This is a genomic window from Falsochrobactrum tianjinense, from assembly GCF_019100495.1.
GTDB lineage: Bacteria > Pseudomonadota > Alphaproteobacteria > Rhizobiales > Rhizobiaceae > Brucella > Brucella tianjinense.
In genome coordinates this window covers 106,853-128,410 of record NZ_JAHRVA010000007.1, presented here as the reverse complement: position 1 = coordinate 128,410, position 21,558 = coordinate 106,853, and the positions used below count along the sequence as shown (strand labels likewise).

Below are 21,558 nucleotides of genomic sequence, written 5' to 3'. Positions count from 1 at the left end.
ATGGCAAAAGCAGCGACCCCGAAAACTACCGCCGCGGCCGAAGCAAAGCCAGCAGCGGCCAAGGCTCCCGCCAAGAAGGCGACGCCTAAGACGACCGCAACCAAGTCTGCCGCCGCGCCGAAGACCGCTGCGACGGGATCGATTGGACGCGTCACTCAGGTCATTGGCGCTGTTGTTGACGTCAAGTTCGAAGAAGGCCAGCTCCCGCTGATCCTCAACGCGCTTGAAGTCGACAATCAGGGCAACCGTCTGGTGCTCGAAGTGGCGCAGCATCTGGGTGAGGACACTGTTCGCACCATCGCTATGGATGCGACCGAAGGCCTCGTTCGCGGTCAGGAAGTGCGCGATACGGGCAACCCGATCATGGTTCCGGTAGGCGAAGAAACGCTGGGCCGTATCATGAACGTCATCGGCGAGCCGGTCGATGAAGCCGGTCCGCTCAAGACCAAGACGCTGCGTGCTATCCACCAGGATGCTCCCGAGTATATCGAGCAGTCCACGGAAGCCGAAATTCTGGTTACGGGCATCAAGGTTGTCGATCTTCTGGCCCCGTACGCCAAGGGCGGCAAGATTGGCCTGTTCGGCGGCGCAGGCGTCGGCAAGACCGTTCTTATCATGGAACTCATCAACAACGTCGCAAAGGCACACGGCGGTTACTCCGTGTTTGCAGGCGTTGGTGAACGTACCCGCGAAGGTAACGACCTTTATCACGAAATGATCGAATCGGGCGTGAACAAGCTCGGCGGTGGCGAAGGCTCGAAAGCAGCCCTCGTTTACGGTCAGATGAACGAACCCCCGGGTGCTCGTGCACGCGTTGCTCTCTCGGGTCTGACGGTTGCTGAAAACTTCCGCGACCAGGGCCAGGACGTTCTGTTCTTCGTGGATAACATTTTCCGCTTCACGCAGGCGGGTTCGGAAGTGTCGGCTCTTCTCGGCCGTATTCCTTCTGCCGTGGGTTATCAGCCGACGCTGGCAACCGACATGGGCGCGATGCAGGAACGCATCACCACGACGACCAAGGGCTCGATCACCTCGGTTCAGGCCATTTACGTGCCTGCCGACGACTTGACCGACCCGGCTCCGGCTACTTCGTTCGCTCACTTGGACGCCACGACGGTTTTGTCGCGCTCGATTGCTGAAAAGGGTATCTACCCGGCTGTCGATCCGCTCGACTCCACCTCGCGCATGCTTGATCCGGCTGTTGTCGGCGATGAGCATTACGAAGTGGCCCGTCAGGTTCAGTCGATCCTTCAGCGTTACAAGTCGTTGCAGGACATCATCGCGATCCTGGGCATGGACGAGCTTTCGGAAGAAGACAAGCTCACCGTCGCCCGTGCCCGCAAGATCGAGCGCTTCCTGTCGCAGCCGTTCTTTGTTGCCGAAGTCTTTACTGGCGCTTCGGGCAAGCTGGTCGATCTCGCCGACACCATCAAGGGCTTCAAGGGTCTTTGCGCTGGCGAATACGATCATCTTCCAGAAGCTGCCTTCTACATGGTCGGCAGCATCGAGGAAGCGGTCGAGAAGGCCAAGAAGCTGGCTGCCGAAGCGGCCTGATGAATTGAGTTCCTATTAAGTTTCGGGCGGGCATTCGTGCCCGCCGCGAATACTCAATCATTCGAAATTCAAGTGAGAATCATGGCTCAAGCTTTCCAATTCGAACTCGTGTCGCCTGAACGGCTCCTGCTTTCTGCGCAGGTGACGGAAGTCGTCATTCCGGGTAGCGAAGGCTATCTGACGGCTCTCGCCGGTCATTCTCCGCTGATGACGACGATCATGCCGGGTGTCGTTTCGGTGAAGCTGGTCGACGGCAAGTCGGACTCTTACGTGGTGTTCGGCGGTTTCGCCGATATTACACCGCAAAGCTGCACCGTACTGGCTGAATCGGCAACTCATGTGGACGATATCGACCCGGCTGACATTCAGCGCCGTATCGAACACGCCCGCAAGATGCTGGACGATGCTTCGTCGAACGAACATCGAACCAAGGCAGAAATCTTCCTGCACCAGCTTATGACGTTGCAGGGAACGATCCTGCCGGCCTGATATGGATCTATTTTGAATGTTCAGTGAAGCGGGCTTTAGCCCGCTTTTCTTTTTAAGCCCTCTATCTAAGCCTCTCTAAGACAAGGAGCCGGCGATTGGGCTGCTTTTACGGTGCAAGAGAACGCAGATAATTCATCAGCGCTTTGGCGGCTGTGGCCGCGCGTTCGGGTTTGCGTGTAACGATGGCGTCAATTAGCGCGGCATGTGCCGCTGCCGAACTGGCAATGCTCGAAAACGCATGTCGCTGGAACCAGAAGCGGCGGCTATGGGTTTGCAAGGGAGCAGCAAGGCGAGCCGCATAGGAATTGTTTGCCGCTACTCCAAGCACCAGGTCGAAAGCCTTGTCTGCATCGAGAAACAGGATCACGTCTTGCGCACTAACCGCTTGACGCATCAGTTCCGCCGCAGCTTCCAGACGTGTATAATCGCGTCTGCTGCCAAAGCGCGCGGCTGCCCCGGCAAGAACCTGTTCAACACCTTCGCGTGCGTCGAGTACTTTGCCGAAATCCGGCGGATAAATGGGCGCAATGGTGATACCCGCGCGCGGACGGACCTCCATCAACCCTTCCCATGCAAGCCGCTGGATCGCCTCGCGCACGGGCGTACGTCCCATACCGGTCAACTCGACAAGGTTACGCTCATTGACAACAGTACCGGGTTCAAGCTGTAGTGTGACGATCAGGCGCTCCAAAATGCGGTAAGCGCGCTCGGCCAGACTTTCGGCGGCCCAGCCGTCAGTTGCGACGGTGGATACTTGTGAAAGCAGGGGGGCGGAGAGGCCGCGGTTTTCAACTTCGGACATGCCGATTTCTGCCCTTTGACGATTGTGATTGGTGTAAAGTCACGCTATAGATATACCACTGATATATCAATTCGTCATTACGGTTGGCATTGAGGCGGCAAGGATATTTCTACGCACAAGATTATTCCAAGGAATCGATAGACAATCGGATCGATGCGGCCCCGAAATACCTTCGGGGGCATAGAGGATTTGAATTCGGATAGATAATGGCGGGGGAGCCGCGTAGATGAGATCGGATTTGGCAGACCAGCAAGACGTGGTCATTATCGGGGCAGGTATTCTAGGCGTTGCTACCGCCGCATTGCTGGTGGAGGCTGGCCGCAAGGTTCTGGTCATCGACCGAACCGGTATTTGCGAGGAAACGAGTTCCGGCAATGCGGCGGCTCTGGCCTTCTCAGATATTCTGCCGATGGCCTCCAAGGGAGTGATGCGCAAGGTGCCAGGTTGGCTGATGGACCCGTTGGGCCCCTTCACGATCCGTCCGTCGTACTTTCCCAAAATGATCCCGTGGCTCTATCGCTTCTGGCGTGCAAGTAGCGCCAGCGTTCAGGCTGAAACGGCCAGGGCGCAGGCGGCTATCATGCGTCTGGCCGAAAGTGAGATGCTGTCGCTGATCGAACGCGCGCAATTGCGCGACCGCCTGCGCGAAGACGGCAATCTGGAGCTTTATGAAAGCGAGGGCGAGCTTGCTGCGTCCCAGCCCGGCTGGGATGTGCGTGGAAAGGCAGGAATTGCCTATGAGCATGTGCGTGGAACGCAACTTGCCGAATTGCAGCCGGGATTGAGCCCTCGCTTCGTTGCGGGAACTTTCGTGCCGGGCTGGAAGAATGTCAGTGATCCGAAACTGTTCGGCCAGGCCGTCTGGGCCTATGCGGAACGGCTTGGTGCCCGATTTCAGCAAGGCAAGGTGGTGAGCGCTCAACCGGCGGATACCGGCGCCAGGCTTCGGCTGGAAGATGGGACGGAAATCGCTGCCGCACATCTGGTTATCATGGCGGGTGCGTGGTCGCGCAGTCTGGCGCAGGCGTTTGGCGATAGCGTTCCGCTCGATACCGAACGCGGATACAATACCACTCTGCCGACAGACAGTTTCGATGTGAAGCGCCAGCTTACTTTTCCCGGACATGGCTTCGTCATTACGCCGATGGAAACGGGCTTGCGGGTGGGAGGCGCTGTCGAATTTGGCGGGCTGGACCTGCCGCCGAACTTCGCGCGTTCCGAGGCGATGCTCAAAAAGGCATCGCTGTTTCTGCCGGGTCTTAAAACGCAAAACGGGCGGCCATGGATGGGCTATCGCCCCTCACTGCCCGACTCCCTGCCTGTTATCGGACGCGCTTCTGCGGGACGGAACATCTATTACGGTTTTGGTCATGGCCATCTCGGTCTCACGCAGTCGGCTGCGACCGCACGGCTCATTCGTGATCTCATTTTGGAAAGCGCTCCAGCAATTGATCCCTCCCCATTCAAGCCCCAACGTTTTCGGAACTAACCATCATGGCAAGACATTCATTCTTCTGCATCGACGGACATACATGCGGCAATCCCGTGCGTCTGGTGGCCGGCGGCGGCCCGAACCTGCAAGGCTCGACCATGATGGAAAAGCGGGCGCATTTTCTGGCGGAGTATGACTGGATTCGCACGGGTCTCATGTTCGAGCCACGCGGTCACGACATGATGTCGGGTTCGATTCTTTATCCGCCGACGCGACCCGATTGCGATGTCGCGGTGCTGTTCATCGAAACCTCGGGCTGCCTGCCCATGTGCGGCCACGGAACCATCGGTACGGTGACAATGGCGATCGAGCAGGGACTGGTTACGCCAAAAGTGCCGGGCAAGCTCAATCTGGATACGCCCGCCGGTCTGGTCGCGATCGAATATGAGCAGAACGGGCAATATGTCGAGCGCGTGCGGCTGACGAACGTTCCGGCGTTTCTTTATGCGCAGAATCTTGAGGTGGAATGTCCCGATTTGGGGCTGCTCAGGGTGGATGTCGCCTACGGCGGCAATTTCTACGCCATTGTCGAGCCGCAAGAAAATTACACTGACATGAAAGATTATACTGCGCTGCAACTCATCGCATGGAGCCCTGTGCTGCGACAGCGCCTGAACGAGGCATATAAATTCCAGCATCCCGAACTGCCCGATATCAATCGCCTGACCCATATTCTATGGACGGGAAAGCCGAATCACCCCGAAGCCCATGCGCGCAACGCGGTTTTTTATGGCGATAAGGCCATCGACCGCTCGCCGTGCGGCACCGGGACTTCGGCGCGTATGGCGCAGCTTGCGGCCAAAGGAAAGCTCAAGTCCGGTGATGATTTCGTGCACGAATCAATCATCGGCTCGCTGTTTCACGGTCGCGTGGAAAAGGCGGTGGAAGTCGCAGGGGGGGCCGGAATCGTCCCGTCCATTGCGGGTTGGGCGCGCATGACCGGCTATAATACGATCTTTATCGATGATCGCGACCCGTTCGCACATGGATTTAGTGTTGCATAAAACGGGTACGGTTGGCAAAAACAGGGATCTATGTCCAATTTTTTGCTGTTTCCCCTGCGGGAAAAAAATGAAATAACGCGCCGCAGGCAGGAGAAAAAAATATATACAGGATGCTTTATAGGGGACATAACTAGTTTGGGGAGAGAATGGGAACTTAGTCTTTTGTCGAAGACAAAAGGGGTTGCAATCCTCCATACAGCCGTTAGGTGTAATTAACCGGGAATAAAATGAAGCTGCACGAAATAATGATGCGGCAATAAGATCCCGGCAGAGTAAATGGGTGGCTTTTCGATGGAATATTTCTTCCAGCAGGTGATCAACGGGCTTGCGCTCGGATCGATCTATGGCCTGATCGCCATCGGCTATACGATGGTTTATGGCATTATCGGCATGATCAACTTTGCACATGGCGATGTCTTCATGCTCGGCGCCTTTATGGCGCTGATTGTTTTTCTGCTCATCACAACCTTCATCGGCGCGCTACCGCTTGCGCTGATGCTGCTTCTGATGATGGTCGTCGCAATGCTTCTGACGGGGTTGTGGAGCTGGGTCATCGAGCGCGCGGCTTATCGACCCTTGCGTGGCTCGTTCCGACTGGCACCGCTGATCACGGCGATCGGCATGTCGATCGCATTGTCGAATTTCGTTCAGGTGACGCAGGGTCCGCGCAACAAGCCGGTACCCAATCTGCTCAACGGAACCTACAGCCTGTTCGGCACCAATGTGACGATCTCGCTGAAGCAGGTCGTGGTCATCGTGGTGACGGCAGTGCTGCTGACCGTCTTCTGGTATGTGGTCAATCGCACTTCTCTTGGGCGTGCGCAGCGCGCCTGCGAACAGGATCGCAAGATGGCGGCGCTGCTTGGCATCAATGTTGATCGGGTAGTTTCGCTCACCTTCGTCATGGGTGCGATGCTCGCTGCCGTGGCCGGTACGCTTTATCTTACTTTCTATGGTGTGATCTCCTTTGCCGACGGCTTTATCCCCGGTGTCAAGGCCTTTACGGCAGCGGTTCTGGGCGGGATTGGTTCGCTTCCGGGCGCGGTGGTAGGCGGGTTGCTGATCGGTCTCATCGAGGCATTGTGGTCGGCTTATTTCTCGATCGACTACAAGGATGTCGCAGCGTTCTCGATCCTCGCCATCGTGCTGATCTTCATGCCGTCCGGCATTCTTGGTCGTCCTGAAGTCGAAAAGGTATAATCATGGCCGTACAAACAGGTTCACGCCCGGATTCCCTTTTTGGCCGGGCCATTCGTGAAGGCATCATTGCCGGACTACTGGCGCTGGGACTGTTTATTCTCATCGTCGGCTTTCAAACCGATCAGAATATCAATAACGAACTGGTGCTGGATCAGCGCTGGGGAACGCTTGCGGTGCTTGTTGCGCTGGCGGCAGTGGGACGTTTCGTTTTTATCGCTTTCGTTTCTCCCTGGCTTGAGGCGCGTAAACTCGCGAAAGGCAGCCGCCCGGCGGTGGCTGCGGAAGACCGATCCTTTCTGGTCCGGCATTTCTCGCAGATCGGTGTGGTGTTCCTTTTCGTCTACCCGATCTTCGTCGTCAGCATGCTTGGCTGGCAGGGGTCGCTGAAATGGGTGGACAATTTCGGCGTCCAGATTCTCATCTATGTGATGCTGGCGTGGGGCCTCAATATCGTCGTCGGCCTTGCGGGACTCCTTGATCTTGGTTACGTCGCATTCTATGCGGTGGGGGCTTATTCCTACGCAATCCTGTCGAGCTATTTCGGCCTGTCTTTCTGGATGCTTTTGCCTATGGCCGGCATTCTGGCCGCGACATGGGGCGTCATTCTGGGTTTTCCGGTCCTGCGCCTGCGCGGCGATTACCTGGCCATCGTGACGTTGGCTTTCGGGGAGATCATCCGGCTTGTCCTGATAAACTGGACCGATCTGACCAGGGGAACTTTCGGCATATCGGGCATTGCGAAAGCAACGTTCCTCGGCCTGCCATTCAATGCCAGCAAGGATGGTTTCGCCGCCTATTTCGGCTTGGCATTCTCGGCAGCGCATTACAAATTCTTCCTCTACTACGTCATTCTCCTGCTGGCGCTGCTAACCGCTTTCGTCACGATCCGCCTGCGCCGCATGCCGGTGGGACGGGCGTGGGAAGCATTGCGCGAAGACGAAATCGCCTGCCGGTCTCTGGGTATCAATACCACGACGACGAAGCTCACGGCTTTCGCTACAGGCGCTATGTTCGGCGGTTTTGCTGGCTCGTTCTTTGCAGCGCGTCAGGGATTTGTCAGCCCTGAATCCTTCATCTTCCTTGAATCTGCGGTCATTCTGGCCATTGTGGTTCTGGGCGGCATGGGATCTCTGGTAGGTATCGCCGTTGCGGCGGTGGTCATGATCGGGGGTACGGAAATCCTGCGCGAGATGGACTTCCTGAAAGCCATTTTCGGCCCGAGTTTCACCCCGGAACTTTACCGCATGCTGATCTTTGGTCTCGCTATGGTGATCGTCATGGTCTGGAAGCCGCGCGGCTTTGTCGGAAGCCGGGAACCGAGCGCATTCCTCAATGAGAGAAAGATGGTGTCAGGTGCCTTTACCAAGGAAGGGCACGGCTGATGGCGGAGACAATAATTATGACCGGCAATGGTTCGAAAGAGACCATTCTCGCTGTTGAGCATCTTTCGATGCGCTTTGGCGGTCTCGTTGCGATCAACGATCTGAGCTTCGAAGTGAAGCGCGGCGATATCACGGCGATCATCGGCCCTAACGGGGCGGGCAAGACTACGGTCTTCAACTGCATCACTGGCTTCTACAAGCCAACGGGCGGAATGCTGACCATGAACCGGAGTACGGGTGAGCAGTTCCTTCTGGAGCGCCTACCTGACTTCAAGATCACCAAGCAGGCCAGAGTGGCGCGTACTTTCCAGAATATCCGGCTCTTTTCGGGGCTGACTGTGCTGGAGAACCTTCTAGTCGCGCAGCACAATACGTTGATGCGCTCGTCGGGCTTCACAATTCTGGGCCTTTTCGGCCTGCCTGGCTACAAGGTGGCGGCAAAGGATGCCATCGAAAATGCGCGCCGCTGGCTCGAAAAGATCAATCTGATCGCTCGTGCTGACGATCCGGCAGGCGATCTGCCCTATGGCGATCAGCGCCGTCTGGAAATTGCCAGGGCTATGTGCACCGGACCGGAAATTCTCTGTCTTGATGAGCCGGCTGCTGGTCTGAACCCGCGCGAATCGGCACAGCTCAACAAGCTGCTGCTCGACATCCGCAACGAAACTGGTACCTCGATCCTGCTGATCGAGCACGATATGTCGGTCGTCATGGAGATTTCCGACCATGTCATCGTGCTTGAATATGGTACGAAGATTTCTGACGGCTCGCCGGAAGAAGTCCGGAATGATCCGCGTGTAATTGCCGCCTATCTTGGTGTCGAGGATGAGGAGATCGCCGAACTGATCGAGGAAGCCGACAAGCCTGGCACGACCGATGTGGTTGAGGCCGCGACGGCACAGCTTGCGGAGGAGGCTATCGAAGAGGTGGAAGCGGAAGAGGCCGTTCGCTTTGCGGGGGGGCTTTCTGCCGCCCGCGATGGCAAGCCCGACAACCTCACGCTCATCAAGGGGATCGGCGAAGTCAACGAGCATAAGCTCAATGCGCATGGTATCTATCATTTCGACCAGATCGCCGCGTGGACCGAAGCTGATATAGCCCAGGCCGAAACCTATCTTGAATTTGACGGGCGCATCGCCCGCGAAGACTGGGTCGGGCAGGCAAAGCAGCTGGTCACGGGCGAAGCAACAAAATTTTCCGCGCGCGTGGAAGCAGGTGAAGTTCCCACAAGCCACAAGAGCGCTCCTGCAAAGGCTTCAAAGAGCACGAAGAAGCCGAGGAAGGGAGACAAATGATGCAGGCTGAAACCATGCAGAAAAAGCAACCTCTTCTGGCCGTCGAAAAGATCGAGACCTATTATGGCAATATTTGCGCGCTCAAGGGCATCGATCTGAATGTCGAGGAAGGGGAGATCGTCACACTGATCGGCGCGAACGGTGCCGGAAAATCGACCCTGATGATGACGATTTTCGGCTCGCCGCGCGCACGTAGCGGGCGTGTCCTATATGAAGGGCGCGATATTACGCAGCTTCCGCCGCATGAAATCGCCAAGCTGCGCATTGCGCAGTCGCCGGAAGGCCGTCGTATTTTTCCGCGCATGACGGTGCTTGAAAACCTGCAAATGGGCGCAAACCTTGATAATCAGAAGCATTTCGAGGAAGATGTGGCGCTGATGTTCGAACTGTTTCCGCGTCTGAAAGAACGTATCAACCAGCGCGGCGGTACACTTTCGGGCGGCGAACAGCAGATGCTGGCTATTGCGCGCGCATTGATGGCGCGTCCACGCCTGCTGCTACTGGACGAGCCTTCGCTCGGACTCGCACCTCTGATCGTGAAGCAGATTTTCGAGGCGATCAAGGAGTTGAATCGGACAAAAGGATTGACGGTGTTTCTCGTCGAGCAGAATGCTTTCGGCGCGCTCAAGCTTGCCGATCGCGGTTATGTTATGGTCAATGGATCGATCACGATGAGCGGTTCGGGCCGCGACTTGCTGGCTGATCCGGAAGTCCGTGCCGCCTATCTCGAAGGCGGAAGGCATTAGAGCCGTTCTGGTTTTGACAGAAGCATTGGAACCGCTCTATTTATTTGTTTGACGCATTGTCCTGACGCAAAACCGTTTCGCACTTTTGCTGGAAATGCTTGAGGGAGAGATCATGCAGGGTATTCTTTACGAAGAACCGTCATTCTGGCTGTTTTTTCTGATCACCTGCCTACTGGGCGGCTGGGCCGCGTGGATGACGGGCCGAGCCTGCGCACAGACATGGCGTCCCTACTGGATGCTGCTGGTCTATCTGGTCCCGCTCGGCGCTACTGTCCGCTTTATCCATTATGCACTCTTTGAAGGAACGCTGCTTTCGCTCCATTATTTTCTGGTCGATGTCATCGTGCTTGTTATTATCGGGACGGTGGGCTTCCGTTATACCCGTACCAAGCAGATGGTGCACCAGTATAACTGGCTTTATGAAAAAGCTTCCCCACTAAGCTGGAGGGCAAAATAAACTTGAGCTCCACCATTTAGAGCGGCTCCAGTTTTGATGGAGCTATCGGGACCGCTCTATTTCTTTGTTCTGCGCATTATCCTAACGCAAAATCGTTTTACATTTTTGCTGGAAATGCTTGAAATGGTGGAGTTTTTTAAAGAATTGCGCTGAAAACAAAATTCAGCGTAAATGCTGCTGGTAAACCAGCACGATAATAAAACGATGTAAAAACATCGTTCCGGGGTAACTGAAATCGGGAGTTTTTAGAATGAAGAAGTCGCTTTTCTCAAGCGTTGCTCTTGCAGCAGTCATGGCTTTTGGTGGATCGGCCTGGGCTGATGTGCTGCTCGGTGTCGGGGCGCCATTGACGGGGCCAAATGCTGTTTATGGTGCGCAGATCCGAAGGGGCGCAGAAGCTGCAATTAAAGAAATCAATGATGCCGGTGGTCTCAATGGGGAAAAAATTGTGATTACGCTCGGTGACGACGTGTCCGATCCGAAGCAAGGCATTTCTGTCGCCAACAAGTTTGCTGCTGATGGCGTGAAATATGTCATTGGCCACTTCAATTCCGGTGTCTGTATTCCGGTTTCGTCTGTCTATGCGGAAAATGGAATTCTGGAAATTTCGCCGGCCTGCACGAACCCTGTCTATACGGAGCAGGATCTGTGGAATACGTTCCGCACCTGTGGCCGTGACGATCAGCAGGGTATCGTTGCCGGCCAGTATATCGCCGACAACTTCAAGGACGCCAAGATTGCGGTGATCCATGACAAGACGCCTTATGGTCAGGGCCTTGCCGACGAAACCAAGAAGAAGCTGAACGAACTGGGCATCGAGGAAACGGTCTATGAAGGCGTGAATGTGGGCGAGAAGGACTTCTCGGCTCTGATCGCCAAGCTCAAGCAGCAGGATATTGGTGTTCTCTACTGGGGCGGATTGCACGCCGAAGCCGGTCTTATCATGCGGCAGCTTGCCGATCAGGGGCTGAAGGTGCAGTTTATTTCTGGTGACGGCATCGTTTCCAACGAACTGGCATCGATTGCCGGAGATGCGGTTGAGGGAACGCTCAATACTTTTGGACCCGATCCGCGTAACAACCCGGACAATGAGGAACTCGTAAAGAAATTCCGTGATGCAGGTTTCGAACCTGAAGCTTATACGCTGTATTCTTATGCAGCGGTCCAGTCTCTGGCACAGGCCGCTGAGGCTGCCGGCAGCAACGATCCACAGGAAGTTGCAAAGGCGCTGAAGGAAAATGGCCCCTTCAAGACTGCGCTTGGCGATCTTTCCTATGATGAGAATGGCGATCCGAAGCTTCCCGGTTACGTCATTTACAAATGGGAAAAGGGCTCCGACGGGAAATATAATTACGTGCAGCAGTAATTATATACAGTATTGTTTCTCATCGTTGAAGAATGCCCGGTTTATAAGCCGGGCATTTTTATTTTTATGTTCGATTGCAGCATGATGTCATGCATAAAAACCTTGAAGTTGTTTATTTCTTGGGATGGACAAGGTGCTTTAATATCACTTTATCTATGGATGCGAAATTGTTTGACCTAACAGGCGGCAAGCAGTTCGTGCCCGGAGGAGAAACCTGGGTGTAGCGGAACCACGCGGCGCGGAAGTTGACGGAACCGCCGCTTTCCATTCGCCATTCATATCCGGAGGGTGGGTTTCTCTTTCGGTGGAGTTGACGATTGCGGAATCTGGTCCGGGGATCGTATTTAGTGGGAGTTTATTGAAATGAAGAAATCTTTGTTCTGCGGCGTTTGCCTTTCGGCATTGGCAGCTATGGCAGGCACGTCGTTTGCCGATGTGTTTCTCGGTGTTGGCGCGCCGTTGACTGGCAGTCAGGCGGCATTTGGCGAGCAGATCAAGCGTGGCGTCGAGGCGGCGGTTGCAGAAGCCAACGCCAAAGGCGGGATGAACGGCGAGCAGATCTCGATCGTATATGGTGACGATGCCGCCGATCCACGTCAGGGCATCTCGGTTGCAAACAAATTCGTCGGTGATGGCGTTCAGTTTGTGATTGGCCACTTTAATTCCGGCGTCAGCATTCCAACCTCGGATATCTATGCTGAAAACGGCGTACTGATGATTGCTCCGGGGACCACGAATCCGACCTTTACCGAGCGCGGATTGTGGAACACATTCCGCACCTGCCGCCGCGATGACCAGCAGGGCATTGTTGCGGGCAAGTATATTGCTGATCATTACAAGGACGGCAAAGTCGCGATCCTGCATGACAAGACGCCTTACGGCCAGGGCCTTGCCGATGAGACAAAAAAGTCGCTGAATGCGAATGGCATGGAAGAAACGCTTTATGAAGGCGTCAATCAGGGCGACAAGGATTTCTCGGCGCTGATTTCCAAGATGAGGGCGGCGGGCATCACCGTGGTTTATTGGGGCGGCATGCATGGTGAAGCCGGACTGATTATCCGCCAGATGGCGGACCAGAATCTCGACGCACAGTTCATCTCCGGCGATGGTATCGTATCAAACGAGCTGGCTTCCATTGCTGGCGATGCGGTGGCGGGTGTCATGAACACCTTCGGTCCAGATCCGCGTGAGGATGCGGCCAATGCCGAACTGATCAAGGCATTCCGCGACAAGGGTTTCGAGCCGGAAGCCTATACGTTCTATGCCTATGCTGGTGTGCAGTCATTGGTTGATGCAGCCAATGCCGCCAGCAGCAACGATCCTCAGGAAGTGGCGGAAACCTTGAAGTCCAAGGGTCCGTTCATGACGGTGCTCGGCGATGTATCCTACGATGAGAATGGCGATCCGACCCTGTCGCCCTATGTCATGTTCGAATGGCGCAAGGGGGATGACGGCAAGTATAATTACTTCCAGAAGTAAAATTGCCTAAGACCAGAGCCTAGAGCGCGTTTCGATCTGGTTGAATCAGATCTGCGCTCCAGGCTTTTGTTTTAACGCGCATCTTTTCCGAAAACCGTTTCACACTTTTCGGGATGCGCTCTAACAAGCACTGGAATTCCTCATCATGCCCGGCTTTTGGCCGGGCATTTTGTTTTTGCATGCCCGCTGCACAGTTCGTTTGCACTCCACCCCATTGCAGGGTAAGCAAATGCGAATTCATCGATGCAGTATGGGAGTTCTGCCTTGCCTATCAGAAAAATTCTGGTCGCCAATCGTTCAGAAATCGCTATTCGCGTGTTCCGCGCCGCTAATGAGCTGGGTCTCAAAACAGTGGCGATCTGGGCGGAGGAAGACAAGCTCTCGCTGCATCGTTTCAAGGCGGATGAAAGCTATCAGGTGGGGCGCGGGCCGCATCTGAGCCGCGATCTGGGGCCGATCGAAAGCTATCTTTCCATCGATGAGATCATCCGTGTCGCCAGGCTTTCGGGCGCGGACGCCATCCATCCGGGCTACGGGCTTTTGTCGGAAAGCCCGGAATTTGCCGAAGCCTGTGCGCAAAACGGCATCATATTCATCGGGCCGAAGCCGGAGACGATGCGCCGTCTGGGCAACAAGGTGGCCGCGCGCAATCTTGCTGTCGAGGTTGGCGTGCCGGTGGTGCCTGCCACCGATCCGCTGCCTGACGATATTGAAGAAGTGAAGAAACTTGCCGCCAAGATCGGCTATCCGCTCATGCTCAAGGCAAGCTGGGGCGGTGGCGGGCGCGGCATGCGCGCCATCCGTGCCGAGGAAGACCTTGCGCGTGAGGTGACGGAAGCCAGGCGCGAGGCCAAAGCTGCTTTCGGCAAGGATGAAGTCTATCTCGAAAAGCTTGTTGAGCGTGCCCGCCATGTGGAAGTGCAGGTTCTGGGCGATACTCATGGCAATGCCGTGCATCTTTATGAGCGTGACTGCTCGATCCAGCGCCGCAACCAGAAAGTGGTGGAGCGCGCGCCCGCACCCTATCTCGACGATGCACAGCGGCAGGAACTGGCTGCCCATGCGTTAAAGATCGCGCACGCAACCGATTATATCGGTGCAGGAACGGTCGAATTCCTGATGGATACCGATACGGGGGCCTTTTATTTCATCGAGGTCAATCCACGCATTCAGGTGGAACACACCATCACCGAAGAAGTGACGGGCATCGACATCGTGAAGGCGCAGATTCATATTCTCGACGGAGCGGTGATCGGCACGCCGGAATCGGGGGTGCCGCCGCAGGAAGAAATCCGCCTCAACGGCCATGCGCTACAGTGCCGGATTACCACCGAAGACCCTGAGCAGAACTTCATTCCCGATTATGGTCGTATCCAGGCTTATCGTTCGGCATCAGGTTTCGGCATCCGTCTGGATGGCGGCACGGCCTATTCGGGCGCGGTCATCACCCGCTATTACGATCCGCTGCTGGTGAAGGTCACGGCGTCGGGCGCAACCCCGCTGGAAGCCATCCGGCGCATGGATCGCGCGCTGCGCGAGTTTCGCATCCGGGGCGTGGCGACCAATCTGACTTTCGTCGAAGCGATCATCAATCATCCGAAATTCCTGTCGAACGATTATACGACGCGCTTCATCGATACCACGCCGGAACTTTTCACGCAGATGAAGCGGCAGGACCGCGCCACCAAGCTTCTGACCTATGTTGCTGATGTGACGGTGAACGGCCATCCCGAAACCAAGGGGCGGGCGAAGCCGCCGGTTGATGCCGCAACGCCGATCGTGCCGTGGTTTGGCGATCATTCGCCTGCGGACGGCAGCAAGCAATTGCTCGACAGGCTTGGACCCAAGAAATTCGCCGAATGGATGCGCAATGAAAAGCGCGTGCTGGTGACGGACACGACCATGCGCGACGGTCATCAGTCGCTGCTGGCGACGCGCGTGCGTACCTATGATATTGCGCGCATCGCAAATTCTTACGCGCAGGCGCTGCCCAATCTGTTTTCGCTCGAATGCTGGGGCGGGGCGACGTTCGATGTCTCCATGCGCTTCCTCACCGAAGATCCGTGGGAGCGTCTGGCGAAGGTGCGCGAAGGTGCGCCGAACATCTTGTTGCAGATGCTTCTGCGCGGCGCCAATGGCGTGGGCTATAAAAGCTATCCCGACAATGTGGTGAAATATTTCGTCCGTGAAGCCGCGCGCGGCGGCATGGACCTGTTCCGTGTTTTCGACAGCCTCAACTGGGTCGAGAATATGCGCGTGTCGATGGATGCGGTGCTGGAGGAGAACAAGCTCTGCGAGGCGGCGATCTGCTATACGGGCGATATTCTCAATCCCGAGCGCGCCAAATACGACCTCAAATATTATGCCGACCTGGCGAAGCAGGTGGAAAAGGCCGGTGCGCATATTATTGCCGTCAAGGATATGGCGGGGCTGTTGAAGCCTGCGGCTGCGCGTGTGCTGTTCAAGGCGCTGCGCGAGGAAACCGATCTGCCGATCCATTTCCATACGCATGATACGTCGGGCATTTCGGCGGCGACCGTGCTTGCGGCGGTGGATGCGGGCGTCGATGCGGTTGATGCGGCGATGGACGCGCTTTCGGGCAACACGTCGCAGCCTTGCCTTGGCTCCATTGTCGAGGCGCTGCACGGTTCCGAGCGTGATCCGGGACTGGATACGGAATCCATCCGCCGCATTTCCTTCTATTGGGAAGCAGTGCGCAATCAGTATGCGGCCTTTGAGAGCGACCTCAAGGGACCGGCTTCGGAAGTCTATCTGCATGAAATGCCGGGCGGGCAGTTCACCAACCTCAAGGAGCAGGCGCGTTCGCTGGGGCTTGAAACCCGCTGGCATGAGGTGGCGCAGGCCTATGCCGATGTGAATCGCATGTTCGGCGATATCGTCAAGGTGACGCCATCCTCCAAGGTGGTGGGCGACATGGCGCTGATGATGGTTTCACAGGACCTGACGGTGGCCGATGTCGAAAATCCCGACAAGGACATTGCCTTTCCTGATTCGGTTGTCTCGATGATGCGGGGCGATCTGGGCCAGCCGCCAGCCGGATGGCCGCAGGCGCTTCAGAAGAAGGTGCTGAAGGGCGAAAAGCCGTTCACCGAACGCCCCGGCTCGCTTCTGGAACCGGCTGATCTGGAGGCTGAGCGCAAGTCGGTCGAGCTGACCGTCGAGCGCGAAATCAGCGATCAGGAATTTGCATCCGCGCTGATGTATCCGAAGGTCTTCACCGACTATGCGGCGGCGCAGGAAAATTACGGGCCGACAAGCGTGCTGCCGACGCCGGTCTATTTCTACGGCCTCAAGCCGGAAGAAGAAGTCTTCGTCGACCTTGAACGCGGCAAGACACTGGTGATCGTCAATCAGGCGATCAGCGAGACGGATGAAAAAGGTATGGTGACGGTGTTCTTCGAACTCAACGGCCAGCCCCGCCGTGTCAAGGTGCCGAACCGCGCCAAAGGCGCTTCAGGCGGTGTCCGTCGCAAGGCCGAACTGGGCAATGACAAGCATGTCGGCGCGCCGATGCCGGGCGTTGTCTCCACGGTTGCTGTCACGCAGGGCCAGAATGTGAAAGCGGGCGACGTGCTGCTTTCTATTGAGGCCATGAAGATGGAAACGGCGCTGCGTGCCGAGCGCGACGGCGCAATTGCCGAAGTGCTGGCGCGCCCGGGCGAGCAGATTGACGCCAAGGATCTGCTGATCGTTTATGCGGAGTGATCTGCACCGGAATTGACGAGTGATGAAATGGAACAGCTAGCCGGACGGGAAAACGCTGCGGGAAAAGCCCCGCCGCTTATCACCAGAGAACGCGTGGCCATTGCCCTGCTGTTCCTGATGAACGGCTATATCTTTGGCGGCTGGGCACCGAAAATCCCTGAATTTGCTGCACGACTCGGCTTCGACAGCGCAGCAATGGGGCTGATGATCTTCGTTTTCGGGGTCGGATCGCTGGCTTGCATGCCTATTGCCGGCGCGCTGTCGGCACATCACGGTTCGCGCATCGTTGCACGTATCGCCGCGCTTGGGCTCGTGCCTGCCTTGCTCATCATCGCTCTGGTTCCAACCGTTCCAGCGGCCATTGCCGCCATGCTTTATTTTGGCGGGACAATCGCAGCCATGGATGTGGCGATGAATACCAATGCGGTGGCAGTGGAGAAATCCATGCGCCGCGCCATCATGTCGTCCTGCCATGCTTTCTGGAGTCTCGGCGGGCTGATCGGCTCGGCAACCGGCGGTCTTCTGATCGCACGTTTCGGCGCGACGACCCATGCTGTCATCACGATGGTCGTGGCTGCTATCCTGCTTGCCATCGCATGGCCGAAAGTTATTTCGGATCAGCCGGATCATCAATCCGGCCCGAAGCAGAAATTGCGATTGCCGCGCAATCCATTGCCCTGGCTGATTGGAATCATGGCGCTGTTCTCCATGATCCCCGAAGGAGCGATCCTTGATTGGGGCGCCTATTATCTTCGTGACGAACTGGGTGCTTCGGTCGTGGTGGCGGGCTTCGGCTTTGCAGCCTTTTCTTTCACCATGGCGGTCATGCGCTTTGCCGGCGATCTGGTGCGCGACCGTTTCGGTGCGGTAAAGACGCTGCGCGTCTGTACATTGATTGCGATTGTTGGCCTGTTGACTGCCGGGCTTACCAGTCACCCCTATGCGGTGATTGTGGGCTTTGCCATTTGCGGCATCGGCATTTCCAATATGGTGCCGATAGCCTTTTCCATGGCGGGGAACCTGCCGGGCGTCAATCCCGGCGTCAGCCTGTCCATCGCTACGACGCTTGGCTATTCGGGTATGCTGGTGGCGCCTTCGCTTATCGGCTTTGTGGCGCGCCATAGCGGTTTCGGCGTGGTTTTCGTTGTCATGCCGGTGCTGCTTTTGATCGTCGTGTCCTTTTCAGGGCTTGCGCGCTACGCTGATCACAAGCATTAGAGCGCGTTTCGATCTGGTTGAAACTCACTCCGCCGTCCAGCCCCCATCGACCGGCAGCGCCGCGCCATTGATCTGCGCTGCCGCATCCGTAAGCAGGAAAGCGGCAAGAGCGCCGACCTGGCCTGCAGTGACGAACTGCTTCGTTGGTTGTTTTTCCAGCATCACATCATGAATGACTGTCTCACGATCCATATTATAGGCTTTCATCTGGTCAGGAATCTGTGCTTCGATCAGCGGCGTCAGCACATAGCCGGGACAGATGGCGTTGGCTGTGATGTGATGTTGCGCAAGTTCCAGCGCGGTGGTTCTGGTCAGGCCGATAATGCCGTGCTTGGCCGCGACATAGGCCGATTTATAGGGCGAGGCCACAAGGCCGTGGGCGGATGCGATATTGATAATGCGGCCCCATCCCGCTTTGCGCATATGCGGGATCGCTGCGGCGATGGTATGAAAGGCGGAGGTCAGGTTGATTGCAATGATGCGGTCCCATTGCTCAGGCGGAAATTCCTCGATCGGCGCTACATGCTGGATACCGGCATTGTTGATGACAATATCGGCGCCGCCCAGCCCTTCGATGCTTTTATCAATGAGTGCGCGGCATTCTTCGGCCTTTGCCATATCGGCCTGAATATAGATCACTTTAACGCCATGTTTTCTGGCGATTGTCTCCGCCAGCGTGTGATCTTCGTCCCGATCCGTGAAGGAATTGATCACGACATTGTACCCGGCCGTTGCAACTGCATGGGCTATAGCAAGGCCGATGCCTGAATTGGAGCCGGTAATGATTGCGGTCTTGCGGTCCGGGGAAGCGCTCATCGACTTATATCCTCCTTGCCAATGGTCGTATAATGAGAGGGCGACAGCGCAACGGCAAGAGATTATATAGAGGAAATCACAAGCGGATGGACATTGACAAATGCGTCGCGCCGCGCCACCTGAATGCAGGCCCGATCAGGAGCAATTCCAGGAAAGTGTGAAGCGGCTTTCCATTCTGAATTGCGCAGACAAAGAACAGAGCGATATGTCTTTCGAGACCCCCAACTATTTCTCCCATCCTTTCCCCCGCCGTCAGTCCGTTGGTGTCGATGTCGGCGGCGTTATGGTCGGTGCCGGCGCGCCCGTTGTCGTCCAGTCCATGACCAATACCGATACGGCGGATGTGGATTCCACGGTGGCCCAGGTGGCAGCGCTCTATCAGGCCGGGTCCGAGATCGTGCGTATAACGGTAGATCGCGATGAATCCGCTGCTGCCGTGCCGAAAATCCGCGATAGGCTTGAACGGCTCGGTTTGGACGTGCCGCTGGTGGGCGACTTTCATTATATCGGCCATAAATTGCTTGCCGATCACCCCGGATGCGCACAAGCTCTGGCCAAGTATCGCATCAATCCGGGCAATGTCGGCTTCAAGGACAAGAAAGACAAGCAGTTCGCGGATATTGTCGAGATGGCTATTCGCTATGACAAGCCGGTGCGTATCGGTGTGAACTGGGGCTCGCTCGATCAGGAATTGCTGACCACGCTGATGGATCGCAATCAGGCCGAGGGCGCGCCCCTGAGCGCGCAGGAAGTCATGCGCGAGGCCATTGTGCAGTCCGCGCTGATTTCGGCCAATCTCGCCGAGGAGATCGGGCTTGCGCGTGAGAAGATCATCCTGTCGGCTAAGGTCAGTCAGGTGCAGGATTTGATCGCTGTTTATACGATGCTTGCCAAACGCTGCGACCATGCGCTGCATCTGGGCCTTACCGAAGCCGGCATGGGCACCAAGGGAATTGTTGCTTCTTCAGCGTCCATGGGCATTCTCTTGCAGCAGGGCATTGGCGATACGATCCGTATTTCACTGACGCCGGAGCCGGGCGGCGACCGCACCCGCGAGGTGCAGGTGTCGCAGGAGCTGTTGCAGACGATGGGATTTCGTCAATTCATTCCGATTGTTGCAGCGTGTCCCGGCTGCGGGCGCACCACATCGACCGTATTTCAGGAACTGGCGCAGACCATTCAGGATGATATTCGCCGCAATATGCCGGTCTGGCGCGAGAAATATCCGGGCGTCGAGGCGCTTTCGGTGGCGGTCATGGGCTGCATCGTCAATGGGCCGGGCGAATCGAAACATGCCGATATAGGCATTTCTCTGCCCGGTACGGGGGAAACACCATCCGCGCCGGTCTTTGTCGACGGCAAGAAGGTGACGACCCTGCGCGGCCCGGCGATTGCCAAAGACTTCCAGAAGATGGTTGCCGACTATATCGAAAACCGCTTCGGGCTGGGTCGCAAGATCGCTTCCTGATCAGCTTTGCCGGTCCGCGATGAAGTTGGCGGCCTGTTTGAGGATGGTGGCGTCTTCGCCGAATGGCTCAAGCAGGCTTTCCGCCTGGCTGACGAGGCCCGTCAGCTGCCTGCGTGTCCAGTTTACGCCATGCAGGGAGACCAGGGTGGCCTTGCCTGCCGCTGCGTCCTTTCCGGTGGCCTTGCCCATGGCTGAGGCGTCGGATGTCACGTCGAGAAGGTCGTCGGCAAGCTGGAAAGCGAGGCCGATTGCCGAGCCGAATTCGGCCATGCGTTCGCGGTCCTCGCGCGGCGCATTGGCAATGATCGCACCTGCCTCGCAGGCAAACCGGATCAGCGCACCGGTTTTCATGGCTTGCAGCGTGATGATGCCCGCTTCATCGGGCTTGTCGGCTTCGGCCATCAGATCGAGCGCTTGACCGCCCACCATCCCACCAATCCCTGCGGCGCGGGCAAGGGCGGCAACAAGCTGCACGCGGGCTTGCGGCGGCAGATCGGTGCCGTCCGAGGCGATAATGTCGAATGCATAGGTAAGTAGACCATCACCTGCCAGAATGGCAGCAGCTTCATCGAAAGCCCGGTGCACGGTGGGCTGACCACGGCGCATGTCGTCATTATCCATGGCGGGCAGGTCGTCATGGACGAGAGAATAACAGTGGATGCACTCAAGCGCAGCCGCCACACGCAGAACCGCTTCGCCGCTTTTGCCGAACAGGGCGGCACTTTCGATTACCAGAAAAGGCCGCAGCCTTTTGCCGCCGTTTAATACGCCATGGCGCATGGCCGCGAGCAGGCGCTGCGGCCGCGCGACTTCGCTTGTGCGCACGCGATGATCCAGCAGGCCAGCCAGCATTGTCTCGACTTCGAGCGCGCGTCGGTTAAGAGACCGAACAAAATCGACAGAGAGATTTTCCATGTAAACGGGATGGACGAAAGCGCTGCCGGGGTCAACTGATCAGAAGGATGAGCACAGGCTTTTTCATACGGCAGTCATCTTGCGCCTATTCCGAAAACCGGCTCCCTCTTTTCCGAGACATGCTTTAGATTATGGAATCGAGTTCAAAT

General features: G+C 56.7%; 17 protein-coding genes. 14 read left to right on the top strand and 3 right to left on the bottom strand.

Annotation, left to right across the window (positions count from 1 at the left end):
- Complete coding sequence (atpD, locus tag KUG47_RS14965) at positions 1 to 1,554, top strand: F0F1 ATP synthase subunit beta (protein WP_185920428.1); 1,554 nt, start codon at positions 1 to 3, stop codon at positions 1,552 to 1,554.
- 81 nt (positions 1,555 to 1,635) lie between these two features.
- On the top strand, positions 1,636 to 2,043 hold the full coding sequence (locus KUG47_RS14960; protein ID WP_217678775.1) for a F0F1 ATP synthase subunit epsilon: 408 nt from the start codon (positions 1,636 to 1,638) through the stop codon (positions 2,041 to 2,043).
- 106 nt (positions 2,044 to 2,149) lie between these two features.
- Here the strand turns inward: KUG47_RS14960 and KUG47_RS14955 are convergent, their stop codons facing one another.
- Complete coding sequence (locus KUG47_RS14955; protein ID WP_217678774.1) at positions 2,150 to 2,845, bottom strand: GntR family transcriptional regulator; 696 nt, start codon at positions 2,843 to 2,845, stop codon at positions 2,150 to 2,152.
- A 226-nt stretch (positions 2,846 to 3,071) separates the two neighbouring features.
- Here KUG47_RS14955 and KUG47_RS14950 point away from each other — a divergent pair, with 226 nt between their 5' ends.
- From KUG47_RS14950 to KUG47_RS14900, 11 genes are all read left to right on the top strand, one after another.
- Positions 3,072 to 4,334, top strand: a complete 1,263-nt coding sequence (locus tag KUG47_RS14950; RefSeq protein WP_217678773.1) for an NAD(P)/FAD-dependent oxidoreductase — start codon at positions 3,072 to 3,074, stop codon at positions 4,332 to 4,334.
- A 5-nt stretch (positions 4,335 to 4,339) separates the two neighbouring features.
- Positions 4,340 to 5,341, top strand: a complete 1,002-nt coding sequence (locus tag KUG47_RS14945) for a 4-hydroxyproline epimerase (protein WP_217678772.1) — start codon at positions 4,340 to 4,342, stop codon at positions 5,339 to 5,341.
- 291 nt (positions 5,342 to 5,632) lie between these two features.
- On the top strand, positions 5,633 to 6,541 hold the full coding sequence (locus KUG47_RS14940) for an ABC transporter permease subunit (protein WP_217678865.1): 909 nt from the start codon (positions 5,633 to 5,635) through the stop codon (positions 6,539 to 6,541).
- A 2-nt stretch (positions 6,542 to 6,543) separates the two neighbouring features.
- The gene (gene livM, locus KUG47_RS14935) at positions 6,544 to 7,923 is read left to right on the top strand and encodes a high-affinity branched-chain amino acid ABC transporter permease LivM (RefSeq protein ID WP_217678771.1); all 1,380 of its coding nucleotides are present in this window, start codon (positions 6,544 to 6,546) and stop codon (positions 7,921 to 7,923) included.
- A gap of 17 nt (positions 7,924 to 7,940) precedes the next feature.
- Complete coding sequence (locus KUG47_RS14930) at positions 7,941 to 9,218, top strand: ATP-binding cassette domain-containing protein (protein ID WP_217678864.1); 1,278 nt, start codon at positions 7,941 to 7,943, stop codon at positions 9,216 to 9,218.
- A complete protein-coding gene (locus tag KUG47_RS14925; protein WP_217678863.1) occupies positions 9,218 to 9,964 on the top strand; it encodes an ABC transporter ATP-binding protein in 747 nt (248 codons plus the stop codon). The genes KUG47_RS14930 and KUG47_RS14925 overlap by 1 nt, the downstream gene beginning before the upstream one ends.
- A gap of 112 nt (positions 9,965 to 10,076) precedes the next feature.
- A complete protein-coding gene (locus tag KUG47_RS14920; RefSeq protein ID WP_217678770.1) occupies positions 10,077 to 10,421 on the top strand; it encodes a DUF6867 family protein in 345 nt (114 codons plus the stop codon).
- A 250-nt stretch (positions 10,422 to 10,671) separates the two neighbouring features.
- On the top strand, positions 10,672 to 11,787 hold the full coding sequence (locus KUG47_RS14915) for a branched-chain amino acid ABC transporter substrate-binding protein (RefSeq protein ID WP_217678769.1): 1,116 nt from the start codon (positions 10,672 to 10,674) through the stop codon (positions 11,785 to 11,787).
- Positions 11,788 to 12,150: 363 nt separating this feature from the next.
- Positions 12,151 to 13,266: a branched-chain amino acid ABC transporter substrate-binding protein gene (locus tag KUG47_RS14910; protein WP_217678768.1), complete on the top strand. Its 1,116-nt coding sequence runs from the start codon at positions 12,151 to 12,153 to the stop codon at positions 13,264 to 13,266.
- 243 nt (positions 13,267 to 13,509) lie between these two features.
- Positions 13,510 to 16,992 carry a pyruvate carboxylase gene (pyc, locus tag KUG47_RS14905; protein WP_217678767.1) on the top strand — a complete coding sequence of 1,161 codons (3,483 nt, stop codon included), beginning with the start codon at positions 13,510 to 13,512 and terminating at the stop codon, positions 16,990 to 16,992.
- 27 nt (positions 16,993 to 17,019) lie between these two features.
- Positions 17,020 to 18,210: an MFS transporter gene (locus KUG47_RS14900; protein ID WP_217678766.1), complete on the top strand. Its 1,191-nt coding sequence runs from the start codon at positions 17,020 to 17,022 to the stop codon at positions 18,208 to 18,210.
- Positions 18,211 to 18,234: 24 nt separating this feature from the next.
- Here KUG47_RS14900 and KUG47_RS14895 read toward each other — a convergent pair whose 3' ends face one another.
- Complete coding sequence (locus KUG47_RS14895; protein WP_217678765.1) at positions 18,235 to 19,026, bottom strand: 3-hydroxybutyrate dehydrogenase; 792 nt, start codon at positions 19,024 to 19,026, stop codon at positions 18,235 to 18,237.
- A 205-nt stretch (positions 19,027 to 19,231) separates the two neighbouring features.
- Between KUG47_RS14895 and ispG the strand changes: the two genes are divergently transcribed.
- Entirely contained in the window at positions 19,232 to 20,494 is a 1,263-nt protein-coding gene (gene ispG / locus KUG47_RS14890) for a flavodoxin-dependent (E)-4-hydroxy-3-methylbut-2-enyl-diphosphate synthase (RefSeq protein WP_217678764.1), read from the top strand.
- Here the strand turns inward: ispG and KUG47_RS14885 are convergent, their stop codons facing one another.
- Entirely contained in the window at positions 20,495 to 21,409 is a 915-nt protein-coding gene (locus KUG47_RS14885) for a polyprenyl synthetase family protein (RefSeq protein WP_217678763.1), read from the bottom strand.
- Between the last annotated feature and the right edge of the window lie 149 nt (positions 21,410 to 21,558).

Bases quoted from the DNA above. Each gene is read 5' to 3' on its own strand.
- KUG47_RS14940 (WP_217678865.1), top strand. From the start codon at position 5,633: ATGGAATATTTCTTCCAGCAGGTGATCAACGGGCTTGCGCTCGGATCG.
- KUG47_RS14930 (WP_217678864.1), top strand. From the start codon at position 7,941: ATGACCGGCAATGGTTCGAAAGAGACCATTCTCGCTGTTGAGCATCTT.
- pyc (WP_217678767.1), top strand. From the start codon at position 13,510: ATGCAGTATGGGAGTTCTGCCTTGCCTATCAGAAAAATTCTGGTCGCC.
- KUG47_RS14950 (WP_217678773.1), top strand. From the start codon at position 3,072: ATGAGATCGGATTTGGCAGACCAGCAAGACGTGGTCATTATCGGGGCA.
- livM (WP_217678771.1), top strand. From the start codon at position 6,544: ATGGCCGTACAAACAGGTTCACGCCCGGATTCCCTTTTTGGCCGGGCC.
- KUG47_RS14920 (WP_217678770.1), top strand. From the start codon at position 10,077: ATGCAGGGTATTCTTTACGAAGAACCGTCATTCTGGCTGTTTTTTCTG.
- KUG47_RS14955 (WP_217678774.1), bottom strand. From the start codon at position 2,845: ATGTCCGAAGTTGAAAACCGCGGCCTCTCCGCCCCCCTGCTTTCACAA.
- KUG47_RS14945 (WP_217678772.1), top strand. From the start codon at position 4,340: ATGGCAAGACATTCATTCTTCTGCATCGACGGACATACATGCGGCAAT.
- KUG47_RS14885 (WP_217678763.1), bottom strand. From the start codon at position 21,409: ATGGAAAATCTCTCTGTCGATTTTGTTCGGTCTCTTAACCGACGCGCG.
- KUG47_RS14910 (WP_217678768.1), top strand. From the start codon at position 12,151: ATGAAGAAATCTTTGTTCTGCGGCGTTTGCCTTTCGGCATTGGCAGCT.
- KUG47_RS14960 (WP_217678775.1), top strand. From the start codon at position 1,636: ATGGCTCAAGCTTTCCAATTCGAACTCGTGTCGCCTGAACGGCTCCTG.
- atpD (WP_185920428.1), top strand. From the start codon at position 1: ATGGCAAAAGCAGCGACCCCGAAAACTACCGCCGCGGCCGAAGCAAAG.
- KUG47_RS14915 (WP_217678769.1), top strand. From the start codon at position 10,672: ATGAAGAAGTCGCTTTTCTCAAGCGTTGCTCTTGCAGCAGTCATGGCT.
- KUG47_RS14925 (WP_217678863.1), top strand. From the start codon at position 9,218: ATGCAGGCTGAAACCATGCAGAAAAAGCAACCTCTTCTGGCCGTCGAA.
- KUG47_RS14895 (WP_217678765.1), bottom strand. From the start codon at position 19,026: ATGAGCGCTTCCCCGGACCGCAAGACCGCAATCATTACCGGCTCCAAT.
- ispG (WP_217678764.1), top strand. From the start codon at position 19,232: ATGTCTTTCGAGACCCCCAACTATTTCTCCCATCCTTTCCCCCGCCGT.
- KUG47_RS14900 (WP_217678766.1), top strand. From the start codon at position 17,020: ATGGAACAGCTAGCCGGACGGGAAAACGCTGCGGGAAAAGCCCCGCCG.